General features: G+C 54.8%; 14 protein-coding genes. 1 reads left to right on the forward strand and 13 read right to left on the reverse strand.

From position 1 onward, the window contains the following. Positions 1 to 22 precede the first annotated feature (22 nt). The 7 genes from IEX74_RS10170 to IEX74_RS10200 are packed head-to-tail and all read right to left on the reverse strand — an operon-like array spanning position 23 to position 8,725. Positions 23 to 1,150 carry a CgeB family protein gene (locus IEX74_RS10170; RefSeq protein WP_188813692.1) on the reverse strand — a complete coding sequence of 376 codons (1,128 nt, stop codon included), beginning with the start codon at positions 1,148 to 1,150 and terminating at the stop codon, positions 23 to 25. After that, positions 1,147 to 2,277 carry a CgeB family protein gene (locus IEX74_RS10175; RefSeq protein WP_188813694.1) on the reverse strand — a complete coding sequence of 377 codons (1,131 nt, stop codon included), beginning with the start codon at positions 2,275 to 2,277 and terminating at the stop codon, positions 1,147 to 1,149. Before IEX74_RS10175 ends, IEX74_RS10170 begins: the two co-directional genes overlap by 4 nt. A gap of 40 nt (positions 2,278 to 2,317) precedes the next feature. After that, positions 2,318 to 3,430 carry a glycosyltransferase family 4 protein gene (locus IEX74_RS10180; RefSeq protein WP_188813696.1) on the reverse strand — a complete coding sequence of 371 codons (1,113 nt, stop codon included), beginning with the start codon at positions 3,428 to 3,430 and terminating at the stop codon, positions 2,318 to 2,320. Positions 3,431 to 3,461: 31 nt separating this feature from the next. Then, a complete protein-coding gene (locus tag IEX74_RS10185) occupies positions 3,462 to 4,502 on the reverse strand; it encodes a Gfo/Idh/MocA family protein (RefSeq protein WP_188813698.1) in 1,041 nt (346 codons plus the stop codon). A 2-nt stretch (positions 4,503 to 4,504) separates the two neighbouring features. Next, complete coding sequence (locus IEX74_RS10190; RefSeq protein ID WP_188813700.1) at positions 4,505 to 5,515, reverse strand: MDR/zinc-dependent alcohol dehydrogenase-like family protein; 1,011 nt, start codon at positions 5,513 to 5,515, stop codon at positions 4,505 to 4,507. After that, positions 5,515 to 7,566 (reverse strand): NAD-dependent epimerase/dehydratase family protein, encoded by a 2,052-nt coding sequence (locus tag IEX74_RS10195; protein ID WP_188813702.1) that lies wholly within the window; start codon positions 7,564 to 7,566, stop codon positions 5,515 to 5,517. The genes IEX74_RS10190 and IEX74_RS10195 overlap by 1 nt, the downstream gene beginning before the upstream one ends. Positions 7,567 to 7,606: 40 nt before the next feature. Further along, complete coding sequence (locus IEX74_RS10200) at positions 7,607 to 8,725, reverse strand: NAD-dependent epimerase/dehydratase family protein (RefSeq protein WP_188813704.1); 1,119 nt, start codon at positions 8,723 to 8,725, stop codon at positions 7,607 to 7,609. A 640-nt stretch (positions 8,726 to 9,365) separates the two neighbouring features. Here IEX74_RS10200 and IEX74_RS10205 point away from each other — a divergent pair. After that, positions 9,366 to 9,827 carry a hypothetical protein gene (locus tag IEX74_RS10205; protein ID WP_188813706.1) on the forward strand — a complete coding sequence of 154 codons (462 nt, stop codon included), beginning with the start codon at positions 9,366 to 9,368 and terminating at the stop codon, positions 9,825 to 9,827. A 116-nt stretch (positions 9,828 to 9,943) separates the two neighbouring features. Here the strand turns inward: IEX74_RS10205 and rplT are convergent, their stop codons facing one another. From rplT to IEX74_RS10235, 6 genes are all read right to left on the reverse strand, one after another. Continuing rightward, positions 9,944 to 10,288 carry a 50S ribosomal protein L20 gene (gene rplT, locus IEX74_RS10210; RefSeq protein ID WP_188813708.1) on the reverse strand — a complete coding sequence of 115 codons (345 nt, stop codon included), beginning with the start codon at positions 10,286 to 10,288 and terminating at the stop codon, positions 9,944 to 9,946. Positions 10,289 to 10,423: 135 nt separating this feature from the next. Further along, positions 10,424 to 10,618, reverse strand: a complete 195-nt coding sequence (gene rpmI / locus IEX74_RS10215; protein ID WP_086593416.1) for a 50S ribosomal protein L35 — start codon at positions 10,616 to 10,618, stop codon at positions 10,424 to 10,426. Positions 10,619 to 10,685: 67 nt separating this feature from the next. After that, a complete protein-coding gene (gene infC / locus IEX74_RS10220; protein WP_188814116.1) occupies positions 10,686 to 11,315 on the reverse strand; it encodes a translation initiation factor IF-3 in 630 nt (209 codons plus the stop codon). Between the two features lie 334 nt (positions 11,316 to 11,649). Further along, entirely contained in the window at positions 11,650 to 13,602 is a 1,953-nt protein-coding gene (gene thrS / locus IEX74_RS10225; protein WP_188813710.1) for a threonine--tRNA ligase, read from the reverse strand. Between the two features lie 197 nt (positions 13,603 to 13,799). After that, positions 13,800 to 14,903 carry a tetratricopeptide repeat protein gene (locus IEX74_RS10230; protein WP_188813712.1) on the reverse strand — a complete coding sequence of 368 codons (1,104 nt, stop codon included), beginning with the start codon at positions 14,901 to 14,903 and terminating at the stop codon, positions 13,800 to 13,802. A gap of 117 nt (positions 14,904 to 15,020) precedes the next feature. After that, a complete protein-coding gene (locus IEX74_RS10235; RefSeq protein WP_229755193.1) occupies positions 15,021 to 15,914 on the reverse strand; it encodes a tetratricopeptide repeat protein in 894 nt (297 codons plus the stop codon). Positions 15,915 to 15,973: the final 59 nt, after the last annotated feature.

Here is a 15,973-nt window from a genome sequence, read left to right on the forward strand (position 1 = left end):
TATACCCCTCACTACTAACCATCTACTTGTCAGTTACCGAAGCTCCGCTTAAAGCCAGGGCTTGCTGGTTTACTTTGGTGTATAGGAGCTGCTCCAGCTGCTCGGCGCGGTGATTATACGTGTGTGCCGACAGCACTTTTTGGTAAGCAGCCTGTCCAATAGCCTTCGCTTGTTCGTCAGTCAGACCAGCTAGGATTGAGGCTACCTCTGTCCCACTCTTTGCCACCAAGATTTCCTGCTCAGGCTCAAAGAAGAAGTCGATACCTTCCCAATAATCGGTGATGATGCAAGCGCCGGCACCGGCCGCTTCGAATACGCGCGTAGCCGGCGAGAAGCCATAGCGCGCCATACTCTCGCGGCTGATGTTGAGTACCGCTTTAGGCGTGCAGTTGAAGGCGTTGTGGTCTTTGGTGTACACGTGGCCAATGTAGGTCACGTTGGACGACATCGGCTTATCGCCCCAGCCGCTCCCGCCGATGATAAAGCGCTTGTCGGGCGTGGCGGCAGCGGGGTTCAGGAAGAACTCCTCCACCCGCACTTCGCGGTCGGGCAGGCGGTTGCCAAGGAAAGCTAGATCGCAGGCGAAGCGCGGCTCAGGTGCTACAGGGTGGTGCGTAGTGGTATCGAGGGCGTTGTAGATGGGTACGCAACGCTGAGCACCTAGAGCTTCGTAGGCCTGAATAACCGGGTCGCCACCGCCGTAGGTCAGGATGAGGTCGTACTGCGGAATGAGCGGCAGGAAGGGGTCTTGCGCGTTGTGGTGCACCCGGTCGAGGGTAGCCGGCGCATCGACGTCCCAGAAGATGACCATCCGCTCATCAGTTTTGAGCTTCAGCACTTCACGCTCTAGCAGCTCATCAAACACGCCTACGCCGCTGGCTTTCACCACAAGGTCGGCGGCTTCGGCTTGGGTCAAGCAGCGGTGCGCAGCTTCTTCCGTGGCTTCGTATACTACTACTTTAGCGTACTCCGGGTCGGGGATATCGCGGTTTTGCTGCCGGTCGTAAGCGTCGGGCTCGTAGAAGGTTATTTGGTGGCCGCGCTCGTGCAAAGCGCGCACGATGCCGCGGTAATACGTAGCGGCACCATTCCAGTAAGCCGATACTAAGCTGGAGCCAAAAAAGGCAATGTTCAGTTTACGGGAGTTCATACCACAGCGGGGGTTTGAAGGATAACTTTGGCTTGGTCGATACCTAGCTCCAGGCAGATTCTTTCCAGCTCGTTCACGCGGTGCGCGCAGGTGTGGTGGCCTAGAATAGTTTGCAAGCCGTGTTGCGCCAGCGTGGCGGCTTTCTCCGGGTCAGAGAGCAGGCTTTGCAACTGCTCCTTCATTTCGGCGCCGGAGCGCACCACTAGAAAGTCTTCGCCGGGCGCGAACAGGTGTTCGGCATCATCCCAGGGCGAAGTTATGAGCGAAATGCCGCAAGCCAGAGCCTCAAACGGCCGGATGGTCGGGATGCCCGGTAGGGCCTCCACGTAGGGCCGGCGTGGCACGTGCACGGTCACTTTGTACTTGGCAAATTCTTCGGGCGCCTTGTAGTTGGGTAGCCAGCCGCCGTATTCGATGCCGGCATCAGCCAAGGCTTTGAGGGCGTGCTCAGGGTAGCGTACGCCGAAGATCTTGGCTTTCAAACCTAGCTCCTTCACCGGGTTGATCAAGAATTCGTGCAGCTCGGCAGTGCGCTCCTCGTCGCCCCAGTTGCCAACCCATACTAGGTCGCCGGCGTAGTCGCCCTGGCGCTCGTGGGGGTAGAACACGCTGGTGTCGGCGGCTTCGTGCCAGGTCCAGGCGCGTTGCGTCCAGCCTTCGCGCAGGTACAGCTCCCGAATTACGTTGCCGAAGGCTAGCACACCATCGTAGTGCGAGAGGTCGTACTTGGCCATACTTTCGCGTTCGGTCACGGCGCGGTGGTGCGTGTCGTGGAAAAGCAACTGGTAGTTGTGGGAGGTGCGGTGCTCGCCTACGTGCCGTACCAACTCGTGGTCGTTCCATTCGTGCACCAGCACTAGGTCAGCACCATGCAGCACTTCATCCAGGTCGAGCGTGTCGAGTGTGTAGAAGTTGGTGCTGATGTTAGGGTAATACTGCTTGAGTTCGTCCAGCTTTTCCTCGCCGTAGCCTTCAATCAGGTTTTGCAAGCTCCAGCCGCCCTGCGGCTCGTACACTTTCACTTGGTGACCACGCTTTTGTAGCTCGTGCACGATGCCGCGCAGGAAGTGAGCGTTGCCGTGGTTCCAATCCGAAAGAATAGAGTGGTAGAATAGGGTTATGTTCATGGGGGAAGAAGTAGAAAGTTGAACCTCACTGAGTTCCAGTTTAGAACACCGTGGGTGGCGCCAAAAAGCTAGGTTCTGTAAAGTCAGGTGTTGCTTCACCAGCTAGCAACTGCTGGTAAAGGTGATGATACGCCTGCACCATGTGCGCAGCAGTGTAGCGTTGGGCACGCTTCGCAGCTAGGTCTGCTAGCTTCTTTCTATAGGCATCATCCTCAATAAGATGTAGCAGCACCGTTTGGAGCGCCTGCGCATCCTGCGGATTCGCGTAAGCAGCTGCGTCGTCCCACACTTCGGTCAGGGTACCGATCCGCCCAGCGACTAACGCGCAGCCCGACAAAGCCGCTTCCAGCAGCGTCAGCCCGAAAGGCTCGTACTTGGCGGGCATCACGTAGATAGCGGCGCGACTAAGCCACGCTGCGGCTTCGGTGGCTGAGAGCTTACCTAGGACATGTACGTTTGGCAGCGCGAGTGTTTCACCCGTAGTAGGGTGTGTAGCATCGCCGGCGATGTACACGGGCCAGGGCAGGTTAGCGGCGATGCTCGCTAACAAGGAAATGTTCTTGGCTTCGTCCCATACCCGCCCCATGCTCAGGATAAACGGCTCCTTCGCGCTGGGGCGGAAGTGTTGTGGGTCGCAACCATTGTAGACAACTGATGACGCACGAAATGGGCCATACAACTTCTCTACTTCGGTAAGTAGGGCTTCGGTAGGTGCCACAACTCGATTAGCAGCGCGTAGGCCCCGGCTGACCCACTCCCGGTACGTATCCCAACTAATAGGCGCATCCTCGCCGAGCACCGCCCGCCACCACGACAGCACGCACGAATGCACGACCACTAACACCGGCTTACCCCAAGCTAGGCTGCCGTGGGCCATGCCATTGAGATGAATCAAGTCAGGACTTAGCTTGGAGGCTAGGTCGAGTAGCCATTGCCCGGCGCGGCTCACGTCGTCCCAAGGGTTGTCCATCCACTCCAGCTGGTAGGTGCTTTCGTAGAGGGTCAGGTTTTCGATGGTGGCAACCTGCTGACGTTGGGCTTCGCTGAGCGGAGCGCCCATCGTGGCGAGAGCAACGTGCGTTCCGTAGGGTGCCAGCCCTCTGATCAACTCCAAGGCATACGTCCACACACCGCCAACCGTATCAGCGGTCATCAAGATGCTTCGGGGCAGCGCGGCGCTCATGCTAGGCCCGCCCGTAGATCTTATCCAACACCTCAGCGACGCGCACAAACTCTTCCGCTTCTTCGCTATAGCTCTCGCCCTGAGCTAGCCTCTCCGCCCACACCGCGCCAGCTCGCCCCGACCATTCATCGGGCGGCGAGCTGAGGCGCTCGGTACGGGTGCCATAGTAGCGCTCCGCCGCAAAATCATAGAAGGAGCCGTTGAGGTTGCGGAACGCAACACCGCCTTGCGTCCCATAGAACGTAGCGCCAATAATGGCTTCCTGCCCGGCCGGCAAGTTCCAAGAGCAAGTCAGCTGCACGTGGGCACCGCTGGCTAGGGCGATGCTAGCGGTAGCATAATCTTCTACCTGCTCCGCCGGATTCGTTAGCGGTTGGCCTTTGGAGAAAAGTGCACTTGTTACACTTTGCACCTGCGGGAAGTTTAGTGACCACAAAGCTAGGTCCACTAAGTGCACCCCTAGGTCCACCACGCAGCCACCACCCGAAAGCTTGGGGTCGTAAAACCACGGCTTATCAGGGCCATAAGCGTTGTGAAATACCAACTCCACCGCATATACGGTGCCTAGCTCACCCGATTGCACCACGCGGCAAACCTCCTGCATCGCTCGGATGTAGCGGTACGAAAGGTCTACCCCAAGCAGCTTATTGGCGGCGCGAGCGGCAGCGACAACTTGGCGAGTTTCGGCAGCGGTACGCCCTAGAGGCTTCTGGCAAAAAACCGATTTGCCGGCTTGTAATGCCTGTATGCTTTGTTCAGCGTGCAGCGCACTCGGCGTAGCAATTACAACCCCGGCTAGCTCTGGCTGCGCCAAGATGGCGTCCAGTGAATCAACTTCCACGGCGGCGGGCGCACTCTGGATAGCAGCCTCCGTGTTTTGCGGTACCGGGTCGGCCACGTAGGCTACCTCGGCTAAGCCTTGTTTGGTAATGGCTTCCAGGCGGCTACGGCCAATCCAGCCCACACCTAGAAAACCTAGCTTGGGCTTGGTAACGGAAGCGGCAGTGGTATGCTGCGCTAGGTTAGAAGGAGAATCAGACACAATTAGAACGTAATAAGAGCTTTCACAAAACCATCGGGGCGACCCGTCAGGTCCTCAAAAGCTTGCTTGAGGTCACTGAGCGGATAGGTGTGCGTGTATAGCAGGCTAGGTTTCAGCACGCCTTGAGTGACTGCCTCCACCGCGTCCCGAATGCCCTTCACGTACTCCTGGGCGTCGCGCTCGTGGGCGTTGATGACGTCGAGGCCGCGCCAGTTCCAAAGCTGGATATTCACTTGGCGCATACCATCCTGGTGAAAACCCGCAATGATGAGGCGCCCGCGCTCCGCCGTAAGTTCGCCGGCTAGGTTCAGCGGCCACTCTTTACCGGTGCATTCGATGACCCGCTCGCAGAACGTACCGTCGGTGAGGGTTTTTACTTTCTCGATGATCTGATAGTGGTCATCCATTTTTACCACTTCGTCAGCGCCGCATTTCTTGGCGATGTCGAGCGAATACTCGCGTTGCGAAACGGCAATGACTCGGGCGCCGGCATGCTTGGCAAGCTGCACGAGCAATGCACCCAAAAAGCCGATACCAAGGATAGCCACCGCTTGACCCGCCTCGATGTTGCTCCGCCGAAAGATGTTCATCGCACAGCCCAAGGGCTCACCGGGGAAAGGCTGATTGGCTAGCTCGGATGGCAACTTCACTACCTTATCGGCGTCGGCTAGGTCGTATTCAGCGTAGGCGTGGTAGGAAAGTGCGGCGACTCGGTCGCCAACAGCTAGGTCGGTTACGCCCTCGCCTACCGCATCCACAACGCCCCAACCTTCGTGGCCTGGGTTTCCGGCTTCGATGGGGTAAGAGAACCACTCGCGCCCTTCCCACACCGGAATATTGGAGGCGCACAAGCCGCAGCCTTCTAGGCGCAAACGCACTTGGCTGGCTTGTGGCACCGGCAACGTCACTTCTTTTATATCAACGTGTTGCGGCGACGTAATAACAGCCGCTCGACTCGTAGTTGCTCCTATTTCAGCTGTCGTATTCTGCGCCGCAGAGGGGGTACTTTGCATTAGACTATGGCTACTTTTTGGGTTGTTTCCTTCTTCTCTTCTATCATCTCCACTGGCAGCAACCTAGGTGCTTCCAGGCCGCGGCTTTCGCACAGCCATGTGTAAAGCTTGGCAACGCCCTGCTGCACGTTGTGCCTAGGGTACCAGCCGGTGGCCTGTCGGAACTTGCGAATGTCTGACACGTAATAGTGCTGGTCACCGGTGCGCCAATCGCCAAAGGAGAGCGGAATCTTTTCGCCCTTGTATTCGCCGATGGTATCCAGCAACTCCAGCAAGCTGACGGTATTTGTAACACCACCGCCAATGTTGAAAGCCTGCCCCGAAAGCTGTGGCATGTACTGCTGAGCGAGCAAGAAAGCGTCAACCAAGTCCTCAACAAACAGGATGTCGCGCACCTGCTTGCCGTCGCCGTAGATGTTGATGGGCTTGTCTTCAATGGCACGGATAGCGAAGTGCGCCACCCAGCCCTGATCTTCGTTGCCGTATTGGTGCGGCCCGTAGATGCAGCTCATCCGGAATACCACAGCCGGCAATCCATACGACCTAGCATAATCAATAACATACTGGTCAGCTGTGCCTTTCGAGCACCCATACGGGCTATGAAAGTCCAGCGGCCGCTGCTCGCTGATACCGTTGGCTTTGATGTTCTTATCAGTTGGGTGATAGCGCGAGCCGTTTGGCACAAAGTGCAAATCTTCGAGGCCGCCATACACCTTATTGGTGGAGGTAAATACCAACGGCGGCGGGTTATCCTGCGCCCGAATAGCTTCCAGCACGTTGATAATGCCGCGCGCGTTTATTTCGAAGTCGTTGATTGGCAGGTCCAACGAAGTCGTAACGGCCACCTGCGCGGCGAAGTGGAACACGGCTTCGGCGTTGTGCATCACGCGCTTCACCGTTTGCAAGTCGCGGATATCGCCCACGTATACTTCCAGCCGGTCGCCGTAGGTGTCGTGCAGCCACTTCAGGTTCCGCTCCACTCCTTCCCGCACTAGGCTATCGAACACCAGCACCCGCTTGCCACTTTCTAGCAGCCGCTTGGCTAGGTTGGTGCCCACAAAGCCAGCACCGCCGGTTATCAGGGTATAAGGCTCACTACCAAAAGAAAAGTCCTGCTTAATGTAGCTTGGGTTGTAAAGTCCGGCAATGCCGTGTTGCGCCCACAGCCGATACAGCAGCTTGGAAGTGCCATCAGTGTGCTTCAAGCCAAAATGATAAGCTCGCTCATCAACACCGCCTGTTGTAGGTTGAGCTAGGTCATAGGCGCTGTGCCAATATACTCGGCTAGCCTCCGCCCTGAGCACGCTTCTGAACTCCTGCAACTGCTTGAATTCGTCGTGTTGCCAAGTCGAGAAACCAGCGGCCGTAATCCACAGCTCAGCCGGACAATTGTGTCGTTCCAGCACCTGGCGCACGGCAGCGAGGTTAGCTTCCCAGCCATCCCACTGCTGATCGTACACATCGGGGAAGCCGTGAATGCCAACCGCGTCGATGTGCTGCATCACGCCGTGTTCAAACATCGTGTGCAGCCAGTTTGGGTCGACGGGGCTCATACCACCTAGCACGGTTTTCTTGCCGCGCTGCTTCGCCCAGTAAGCTGCGCCACCTACCATTTCGGCAAACTTAAACCAGCCGAAATCAAGCGTGAAGTCGTACTCGGCGCGGTTGTTTGGTTCATTCCACAGTTCCACCCACTCGAAGTGCTCCCCTAGTTCGGTAATGAATATATCTAGGAAGTCGGCGTACTGTTTGGGCTGCACCAACGGCGCAGCGGTTTTGGGGCGCACGCCCAGCGAAGGCGGCGTCTGTGAGAAGCAAGGCAATACCTTCACTTCTTTCGCGAGGGTTGGCAACAGCCACTGGTACCACTCCCGTCCGCCTTCTGCATAAAAATCAGCCCAGGAGACGCCGGTACGTAATTCCGTGACGCCAAGCTCCTTCAAATCACTTAGCACTTGCGTAACACGCTCGTACTTACCCGGCTGAAACCATTCTACAATGCCAATAAGAGGATGACTTTCCTTTTGCTCTGCGGTTACAGAATTATTCATGTTCTTATCCTTCAGTATTTTAGAAGAAGCATTGCTTGCATTAAACCGTCAGGCCGCGAGCTGCTAGCTCAGCGCTAGCCTCGTTGACACGGTCGTAAGCAATTTGCCCTTCTAACCAAGAAGCTAGCTCTTCCAGGCCACTATTGAATTCTACCTGCGGATAAAAACCTAGCTTTTCCTTGGCGAGGGAGATGTCGGCGTAGCAATGACGAATGTCGCCGACGCGGTACTTACCCGTAATCTGGGGCATCAGGTCTGCCTTGTCTAGCACCTTTGCAAGCCGCTCCGATATTTCGCTGATGGTATAGTTATTACCACTTCCCACGTTGAATACCTGGCCATTAGCTTCGTCTTTCTCCAAAGCTAGGCGGCAAGCCAAGGCCACATCGCGCACGTGCACAAAGTCGCGCTGCTGCTGCCCATCCTCGAAAATCATCGGCGCATTGCCGTTGAGCAGGCGCGAAGCAAAAATAGCTAGCACTCCCGTGTACGGGTTTGAAAGCGCCTGCCGCGTGCCATACACGTTGAAAAAGCGCATGGCAACGGTCGGAATATTATAAGCGCGCCCCACCATCAGACTCATGCGCTCTTGGTCGTATTTCGACAGTGCGTACACCGACGACAGGCACGGCAACTTTGTTTCGTTGGTCGGAATAGGTTGCAGCGTCTGCCCCTTGGCGTCAAGAAGCTCCCAATTACCTTCTTTCAACTGCTCCAGCGGGCGTTCAGTAGCCATTATTTGCTTACCGGCCGCGTTTTTATAAAGTCCTTCGCCATAGATGCTCATGCTGCTAGCTACGATTAGCTTCTTCACTGGCTTCTTAATCAGAGCCTCCAGCAGCACGGCAGTTCCGACGTTGTTAACTTCGGTGTACTCTTTGATTTCGTACATGCTTTGGCCCACTCCCACCATTGCGGCGAAGTGAAAAACTGCCTCTACACCTTCCAAAGCACGCTCTACAGCTTCTGGGTCGCGAACATCACCCACTATCAGCTCCACGTCTTCGTGCAAGTAATCGGGTCGTACACAATCTTTTCCGTGCACTTGCTCCGACAGATTATCCAAGGCTCTTACCGCGTATCCATGGTTTAGCAACTCATCTGCTAGGTGTGATCCAATGAAGCCAGCTCCACCAGTTATCAGGACTGTTTGTTTCATACGTGTTTTGTTGGTTGTGTAAGGGGTCGGTAGTAAAAGTAGGATCACTCACGGGCATCAGCATACTTCTAAGCATCAATGTAGCTGATAAGTATGTTATTCACCCGCTTCGCAAGGGACTTAGAGGCGCAAAATCTCTTTTTTGGTACCTGCTGGCGGGTGAGCAGGTTTATCATCTGCTTGAAAAACGTATCTGGCAGGTGTAGGCAAGGTGATACTTAGGCAACAGATCTGAGTGGCAGTCGATGCACTAGCTGCCGATTGGGCAGTTATAAATACCTCAGCACGAATAGCCGTGTTAAATAGAAACGCTGACTGATTTCCAGTTAATGAAAGTTGCACTAAACCTCTTTGAAATTGTTCCCTTCTTGATAAAAGAAATAAAACGTGAGCTAAACTAGTAGGGTTGTAGAAGAAGATGCTTGGAAGTTACACGACATCCCTGAAAATGCTAATGCGCGATGCCATGCTAGCTCAACAGTAGCAGAGCCGCCTGGAGCAAACCGCTTGACGCATTGCATTTTTGCTTTCTTGCTTCGTGATAATGCCAAATCACTTTGGCATTATCAGAGGAATCTAAATTTTTTAAAATTGATCTTAAATAACAGCAAGTCACGCAGGGTATTTGCTCTGGGCTTATTTGCATACCGCAACCGACTTGCCTGCCGCTTTGATACCTGTTCTCTACGCCCGCTCTCCTAAAATCCCTCATTTTACGAACGCTGTAGGCAGTATATACTACTGCTCGCAGGGCTATATACAACTAACCTGGAGTTCAGAACGCATCCAGTTAACCGAGTTGCAAGTTTTCTACGAGCAGACGTTATCATTATTGGACAGTACAAACTCGCGTAAGATCTTATCTGAGCACGGTCAACGTCAGCCACTACCAGCGGCGGCTCAGCACTGGCTCACCCACGACTGGATTCCGCGTGCCATAAAGCAGGTACGTGTCGAATACTGCGCCATTGTAGATGGCAGCAACCCAATGCATCGTTTGTCGACCCAAACAGTAATCATGCAAGCTCCCGCCGAGTTTGTTTTTAAGCGCTTTGCTACCAGCGTAGAAGCAGAAGCTTGGCTTGGCAGTTTACCAAACTAGCCCTCGTAATGCCAAAGATATTTGACATTAGCAACCTCTATTAAGCTAAAAACAAAACACAAAAAAACCGCTTAGCCAAATTGGCTAAGCGGTTTTTTTATCAGCGTACGTTAAAGCTATTTGATCTTCTCCACAATGCCGCGGAAAGCTTCTGGGTGATTCAAAGCTAGATCAGCCAGAACTTTACGGTTCAGGTCGATGCCAGCTCTTTTCAAGCCGCCCATAAACTGCGAGTAAGACAAACCATGCTCGCGGGCGCCGGCGTTGATACGCTGAATCCAAAGAGCGCGGAACTCACGCTTCTTGGTCTTACGGTCGCGATAGGCATAGAGCAGGCCTTTCTCGACTGCGTTCTTAGCAACGGTCCAAACATTTTTGCGACGGCCGAAATAGCCCTTCGCCAACTTCATTACTTTCTTGCGACGGTGGCGCGAGGCCACGTGATTGACGCTTCTTGGCATAACCTACTTTTTTTGGCGACCGGTGACAAGCTTGTCTTATAAACCGGGCACCTGGTTAAAAAATTAAATGACTGAACTACTAATTGTAGAAGTATTACCTAGGGTTAAATAAGTAACCTTCAGAAGTTGAGTCATTTAGATATTCAGCATATCCTTCACACGGTTCATGTCAGCCGAACTAACCAAGGTTACGTGTGTCAAAGCACGCTTCTGCTTAGTCGTCTTCTTCGTGAGGATGTGGCTTTTGAAGGCGTGCTTCCGCTTCACCTTGCCCGAGCCGGTGAGCGTAAACCGCTTCTTAGCACCGGATTTCGTCTTTACTTTTGGCATTGTGGTATAAATTGAGAAAAAGGAAATGCTTTTGGAGTAAGCCAACGTAAGAAGCAGGGCAATAATTCTATTGAGCTTCCTTTGGTTGAGCTTCTTTAGGAGCTGGGGCTGCATCCTTAGGAGCAGCAGGCTTCGGCTTGGCCGTGGCTACAGCTACTTTAGGCGCCAGATACAGGAACATCCGCTTGCCTTCGAGTTTAGGAAGCTGCTCTACTTTTGCTAAGTCTTCCAAAGCCTGAGCAAATTTGAGGAGTAGAATCTCGCCGCGCTCTTTGAACACAATCGAGCGACCTACGAAGTGTACGTATGCCTTGATCTTAGCACCTTCTTTCAGGAACTCCTGCGCATGCTTGAGCTTGAAGGCGAAATCGTGCTCGTCGGTGTTAGGACCAAAACGAATTTCTTTAACGACCACTTTCGTGGCCTTTGCCTTCATTTCACGGGTGCGCTTTTTCTGCTCGTATTTGAATTTCGAGTAATCAATGATGCGACACACCGGTGGCACGGCGGTGGGTGAAATCTCTACCAGGTCAAGGTTTTGCTCCTGAGCCATGCGTCGGGCTTGGTCAATGGAGTAAACGCCCTGTTCGATGTTTTCACCGACTAAGCGTACTTCACGAGCCGTGATCTTCTGGTTGATCTTGAACGGCTCCTCCACCTGAGTACGGGGAACGTAGCGACGATTCGGAGTTGCTATGAGTTGGGTCTCCTTCTGAAAGGTGAACAGATAATTTAATTTGAAGCTAGGATAACCAGTAAACCAGCCATCCTAATCAGCGGGCAAATATCCGGCTTTTTTTGCAATCTAAAAAAGCCGCTATATAAAATTGCCTTAGAACATGACAATTAGATTCTGGCTCATACGCAACAAGTTAAGCATTCAAGCTAGCTTTTACGCTGAATTTCCATTCTCTACGACAAGTAAGCCTGCCGTCTGTTTCCTAATACAAACGGCAGGCTTACCGGTTTTGTTAGATTTTGCTGGTAAATGCTTGCTGGCGGCAGGCTGCGTTTACACAAAATCAAGATGCTCAGGCAACAACTTTGCCCTCCATCATGTCTGCTACTTGGCCCTGGAAGCTACGCACAAAGGCGTCAATGGGTATACTGCCTACATCACCTTCGCCATGCTTACGCACGGAAACGATGCCGTTTTCCTGCTCCTTCTCCCCTACAATGAGCATGTAAGGAATCTTGGCAATTTCAGCATCACGGATTTTGCGGCCGATTTTCTCGTCGCGATTATCCATGCTGCCGCGCAGCTCAGCCTGTATCAGGCGGTCGTACACTTGCTGAGCGTAGTCTTGGTACTTCTCCGAAATCGGGAGTACGGCAAACTGCTCGGGCGAGAGCCACAGCGGAAAATTGCCGGCACAGTGCTCGATGAGGACTGCCACAAAACGCTCTAGCGAGCCGAACGGCGCCCGGTGCAGCATCACGGGGCGCTGCCGCGAATTATCAGGGGCTACGTACTCTAGCTCGAAGCGCTCGGGCAGGTTATAGTCGACCTGGATGGTACCGAGCTGCCACTTACGACCTAGGGCATCGCGTACCATGAAGTCGAGCTTCGGACCATAGAAGGCGGCTTCGCCTAGCTCCGTTACGGTGGGCAGCCCCTTCTCAGCGGCGGCCTCCTGGATAGCCGTTTCAGCCAGCGCCCAATTCTCATCGGTGCCGATGTATTTGGCTTTGTTCTCAGGGTCACGCAGCGATATTTGCGCCGTATAATCCTCGAAACCTAGGGCACGAAACACATAGAGTACGAGGTCGATAACCTTCGTAAACTCTTCTTTTACTTGATCTGGGCGGCAGAAGATGTGCGCATCATCCTGGGTGAAGCCACGCACGCGCGTCAGACCGTGCAGCTCGCCGCTTTGCTCGTAGCGATACACCGTACCAAACTCCGCCAGGCGCAACGGCAGGTCGCGATACGAGCGGGGCTTGGTCTTGTAGATCTCGCAGTGGTGCGGGCAGTTCATCGGCTTGAGGAAGAACTCCTCGCCGGGGTTTGGCGTCTTGATGGGCTGAAACGAATCAGCGCCGTACTTTTCGTAGTGGCCACTGGTTACGTACAGCTCTTTGGACCCAATATGCGGTGTCACTACGGGTAGGTAGCCGGCCTTCACCTGGGCTTTGCGCATGAACTGCTCCAGCCGCTCACGAAGGGCCGTGCCTTTGGGCAGCCACAGCGGTAGTCCTGCGCCCACTTTCTCCGAAAACGCGAACAGTTCCAGCTCCTTACCTAGCTTGCGGTGGTCGCGGCGCTTGGCCTCTTCCAGCTTTTCGAGGTACTCGGCCAGCTCCTTGGCTTTGGGGAAAGTAATGCCGTAAATGCGGGTCAGCTGCTTGTTCTTTTCGTCGCCGCGCCAGTAAGCACCGGCAACGTTCATCAGCTTTACCGCTTTAATGGAGCTGGTATCAGGTAGGTGCGGTCCGCGGCAGAGGTCCGTAAAATCGCCTTGGGTGTAGAAGGTGATCTGGCCGTCTTCCAGGTTCTGGAGCAGATCGAGCTTGTACGGGTCGCCTTTTTCTTCAAAGTAGGCAATAGCCTCATCTTTTGGCACTTCGCGGCGCACGTACTGGCTTTTCTTCCGGGCCAGCTCTACCATTTTCTGCTCGATCTTTGGGAAATCATCCGTCGAAATCGTGCGGCCTTCACCTAGGTCGATGTCGTAGTAGAATCCATTTTCAATGGCCGGACCAATACCTAGCTTCACGCCTGGATACAGTGCCTCCAAAGCTTCGGCCAGCAAGTGGGCCGAGGAGTGCCAGAAAGTAGCTTTGCCGGCCGGATCGTTCCAGGTCAGGATTTCTACCTTGGCATTTTCCGTAATTGGGCGAGCTAGGTCGCGAACCTCGCCGTTTACGCGCACGCCTAAAGCGTTGCGGGCCAGGCCTTCGCTGATGCTGGCAGCCACATCATAGCCCGATGCACCGGCTTCGAACTGGCGCACGGAACCGTCGGGGAGCGTAATATCAATCATATTGAGAGGTTACTAAAAACAAGCACAGGCCCGCAAGTTAGCAGCTTAGGGCGGATTTTGAGGAAGCAAAACAAGCTTGATGCTTAGAGCTCTGGCCTTGCTAGGTTTCTAACAGAGAGGACAGGCCTAGAAATTCCCAAAAAGCTAAACAGTAACTGTTGGCAGTTTCTTAGTGCATTAGGTATTCGAGGGATACTTTATTCTTGCAGTATCGACGCATCCGACGGTTGCGCTTCTATGCCAAACGTGTCATTCTGCTGCCGCTGAGCCTGCCCCCGTACCTTCCAGACCTTGTACGTCCAATGCCGATTACCGGGGTTTTCGGCCACCAGCAGCCGGTATTGTGCCAATGCTTCGGCATGTTGACCTAGGCCTTCGTAGCTCTCAGCCAACATCTGCCGGGCATCCTGTAACCTTGGCGCACGACGCAGGGCACGTTGCAGATGCGGAACTACGGCCGCGTATTGGTGATGCCGGTAAGCAGCCAGCGCCAAACGGTAATCCGCACGGTAAAACGTGGTATCAAACTGAATAGCACGACTATAGCACCGATGCGCACTATCCGGTAGACTTTGTAGTTCAAACTGCCGGCCGTGGTCGTACCAAAGCGGCGCATACCTAGGTGCTACGCGCAAGCCTCGAGCAGAATAGAGCGCCGCTGCCGCCGGCTGACGATAAGCATTGTTGAGGAAAGCCAGCTGATGCAGGATTTCCGGCTGGTGCGGCTCACGGGCAAGGCTGGCGCGCAGGTAGTCGAGGGCTTGCACGGTATCAGCTACGGCGGCGTAGGCCAAGCCTTTATAGAATAAAGCGGCAGCATGGTCAGGCTCCTGGCGGAGTGTACGATCTAGCTGCTCCAGGGCGGCTTCATAGTGCCGGGAAGCTAGGTTGGCCTCGCCTACCAGCAGGTTCAGCTCGGGCGACGAAAAGCCTCGCTGCGCAGCGGTTTCGGCGGCTTCCAAGGCTGCCGCCAACCGGTTTTGTCCGCGTAGCGTGCGCGCTTTGATGAAATAGAACTCCCCTTCTTCGTCATCCAGGTCAATAGCCCGGTTGATGTCTTCCAGGGCAGCGCCCAGCTGGCCGGCCGCGAGGCGAAAGCTGGCACGCCGGGCGTAAAGGGAAGCGTTCTGGGGCTGACGGGCAATGGCTCCTTCCAGCTCCTGCGCCTGCAATTGCGGGCCACTCTGCACCGTAGCTAGGTTAACCATCTTATCGGGCCGCTCGGTAGGCGTCCGGTCGCAGGCCGAAGCTGCGGCAGCGACTACCCCAGAAAACAGAAAAGCAGCGCGTGAAAAAGCCACGATAACAGATCAGGCAAGTGAAAGAATAGGTAAAGATACGCTCGTACGTTAGTTTGTTAGTTTACTGAGACCTTTAGGCTACCTAGCTTTAGATTCAGATCAGGAACCTAGCTTCTACTATTTGTTGACTTGCGGCTGCGGCTGGTCGGCACCTAGTGGGCTCACCTCGATAAGTTGATGTTTGCGCTGGGCTCTGCGCCTGAGCTGCTGAAGCAATAGGCGGCTCCGACGACTCATCTCCAGCTCTTCGCTGGTCACCGGCGTAATCTTCAACGCTTCTTCCAGCACAGTTCGGGCATTGGTAAACTGCGCCTGATTGCGGTATACCCGCGCCAGATCGTAGCAGAATTGAATGCGCTTGGGGTCAAGCTCGTGCGCCCGCTTTAGTGCGTCGATGGCTTTGCGGCTGCCGGCCCCACTGGGCGTTCCGCCGAGGAACAACCGGCTAAAGATTCGCTCCATGATGTTGTAATGGTCGACGCGGTAGTGCCAGCGGCCGAGCAGCTGCCAGGCATCGGCCCAGTCGGGACGGCGGGCAACGGCCAGAAATACATACGGCTTCATCTCGCGGTAAGCCAGCAAGTACTGCCGCATACCTAGCAGAGTAGCCTGATTAGCAATAGCATAAGCGGCCGCGTAGTTGGCTTCGGCACCTTCGGGGCTCACGACCAGCGCACGATTGGCGTAGAGGCGGGCGGCGGCAAAATAAGCGGCTTTCCGGGTTTCGTCGGTGTAGCGCGAGCCAATGCGGACGCTGAGCACGGCCGCTGACCACAGCGCCTCGTAGTTGCCGGGCAGCTTGCCAAGCACTTGCTCAAACTTCGCCAAGGCCTCCGATTCGCGGTATTTCTCCTGTAGGCTCCGGGCTTCAGCCAGCAGCTTGGGCAAGTCGAGCACGGCAGCTGGCGTTTTGGGTTGCAAACTTTGCCCATCAGTCGGGGCCTTGGCAGCCTCTGCCTGCGTTTGCGCGAAAGCACTGCTCTGCCCGGCCAGCAGAGCCAGCAACAGCAATCTTCGCAGCAAATGACAGCAACGCAGTGGCATACTATAATTGGAACGACAAGCCAGAA

The organism is Hymenobacter cavernae, assembly GCF_014641455.1.
Taxonomy (GTDB): domain Bacteria; phylum Bacteroidota; class Bacteroidia; order Cytophagales; family Hymenobacteraceae; genus Hymenobacter; species Hymenobacter cavernae.

Bases quoted from the DNA above. Each gene is read 5' to 3' on its own strand.
- IEX74_RS10170 (WP_188813692.1), bottom strand. From the start codon at position 1,150: ATGAACTCCCGTAAACTGAACATTGCCTTTTTTGGCTCCAGCTTAGTA.
- IEX74_RS10175 (WP_188813694.1), bottom strand. From the start codon at position 2,277: ATGAACATAACCCTATTCTACCACTCTATTCTTTCGGATTGGAACCAC.
- IEX74_RS10180 (WP_188813696.1), bottom strand. From the start codon at position 3,430: ATGACCGCTGATACGGTTGGCGGTGTGTGGACGTATGCCTTGGAGTTG.
- IEX74_RS10190 (WP_188813700.1), bottom strand. From the start codon at position 5,515: ATGCAAAGTACCCCCTCTGCGGCGCAGAATACGACAGCTGAAATAGGA.
- IEX74_RS10195 (WP_188813702.1), bottom strand. From the start codon at position 7,566: ATGAATAATTCTGTAACCGCAGAGCAAAAGGAAAGTCATCCTCTTATT.
- IEX74_RS10200 (WP_188813704.1), bottom strand. From the start codon at position 8,725: ATGAAACAAACAGTCCTGATAACTGGTGGAGCTGGCTTCATTGGATCA.
- rplT (WP_188813708.1), bottom strand. From the start codon at position 10,288: ATGCCAAGAAGCGTCAATCACGTGGCCTCGCGCCACCGTCGCAAGAAA.
- rpmI (WP_086593416.1), bottom strand. From the start codon at position 10,618: ATGCCAAAAGTAAAGACGAAATCCGGTGCTAAGAAGCGGTTTACGCTC.
- thrS (WP_188813710.1), bottom strand. From the start codon at position 13,602: ATGATTGATATTACGCTCCCCGACGGTTCCGTGCGCCAGTTCGAAGCC.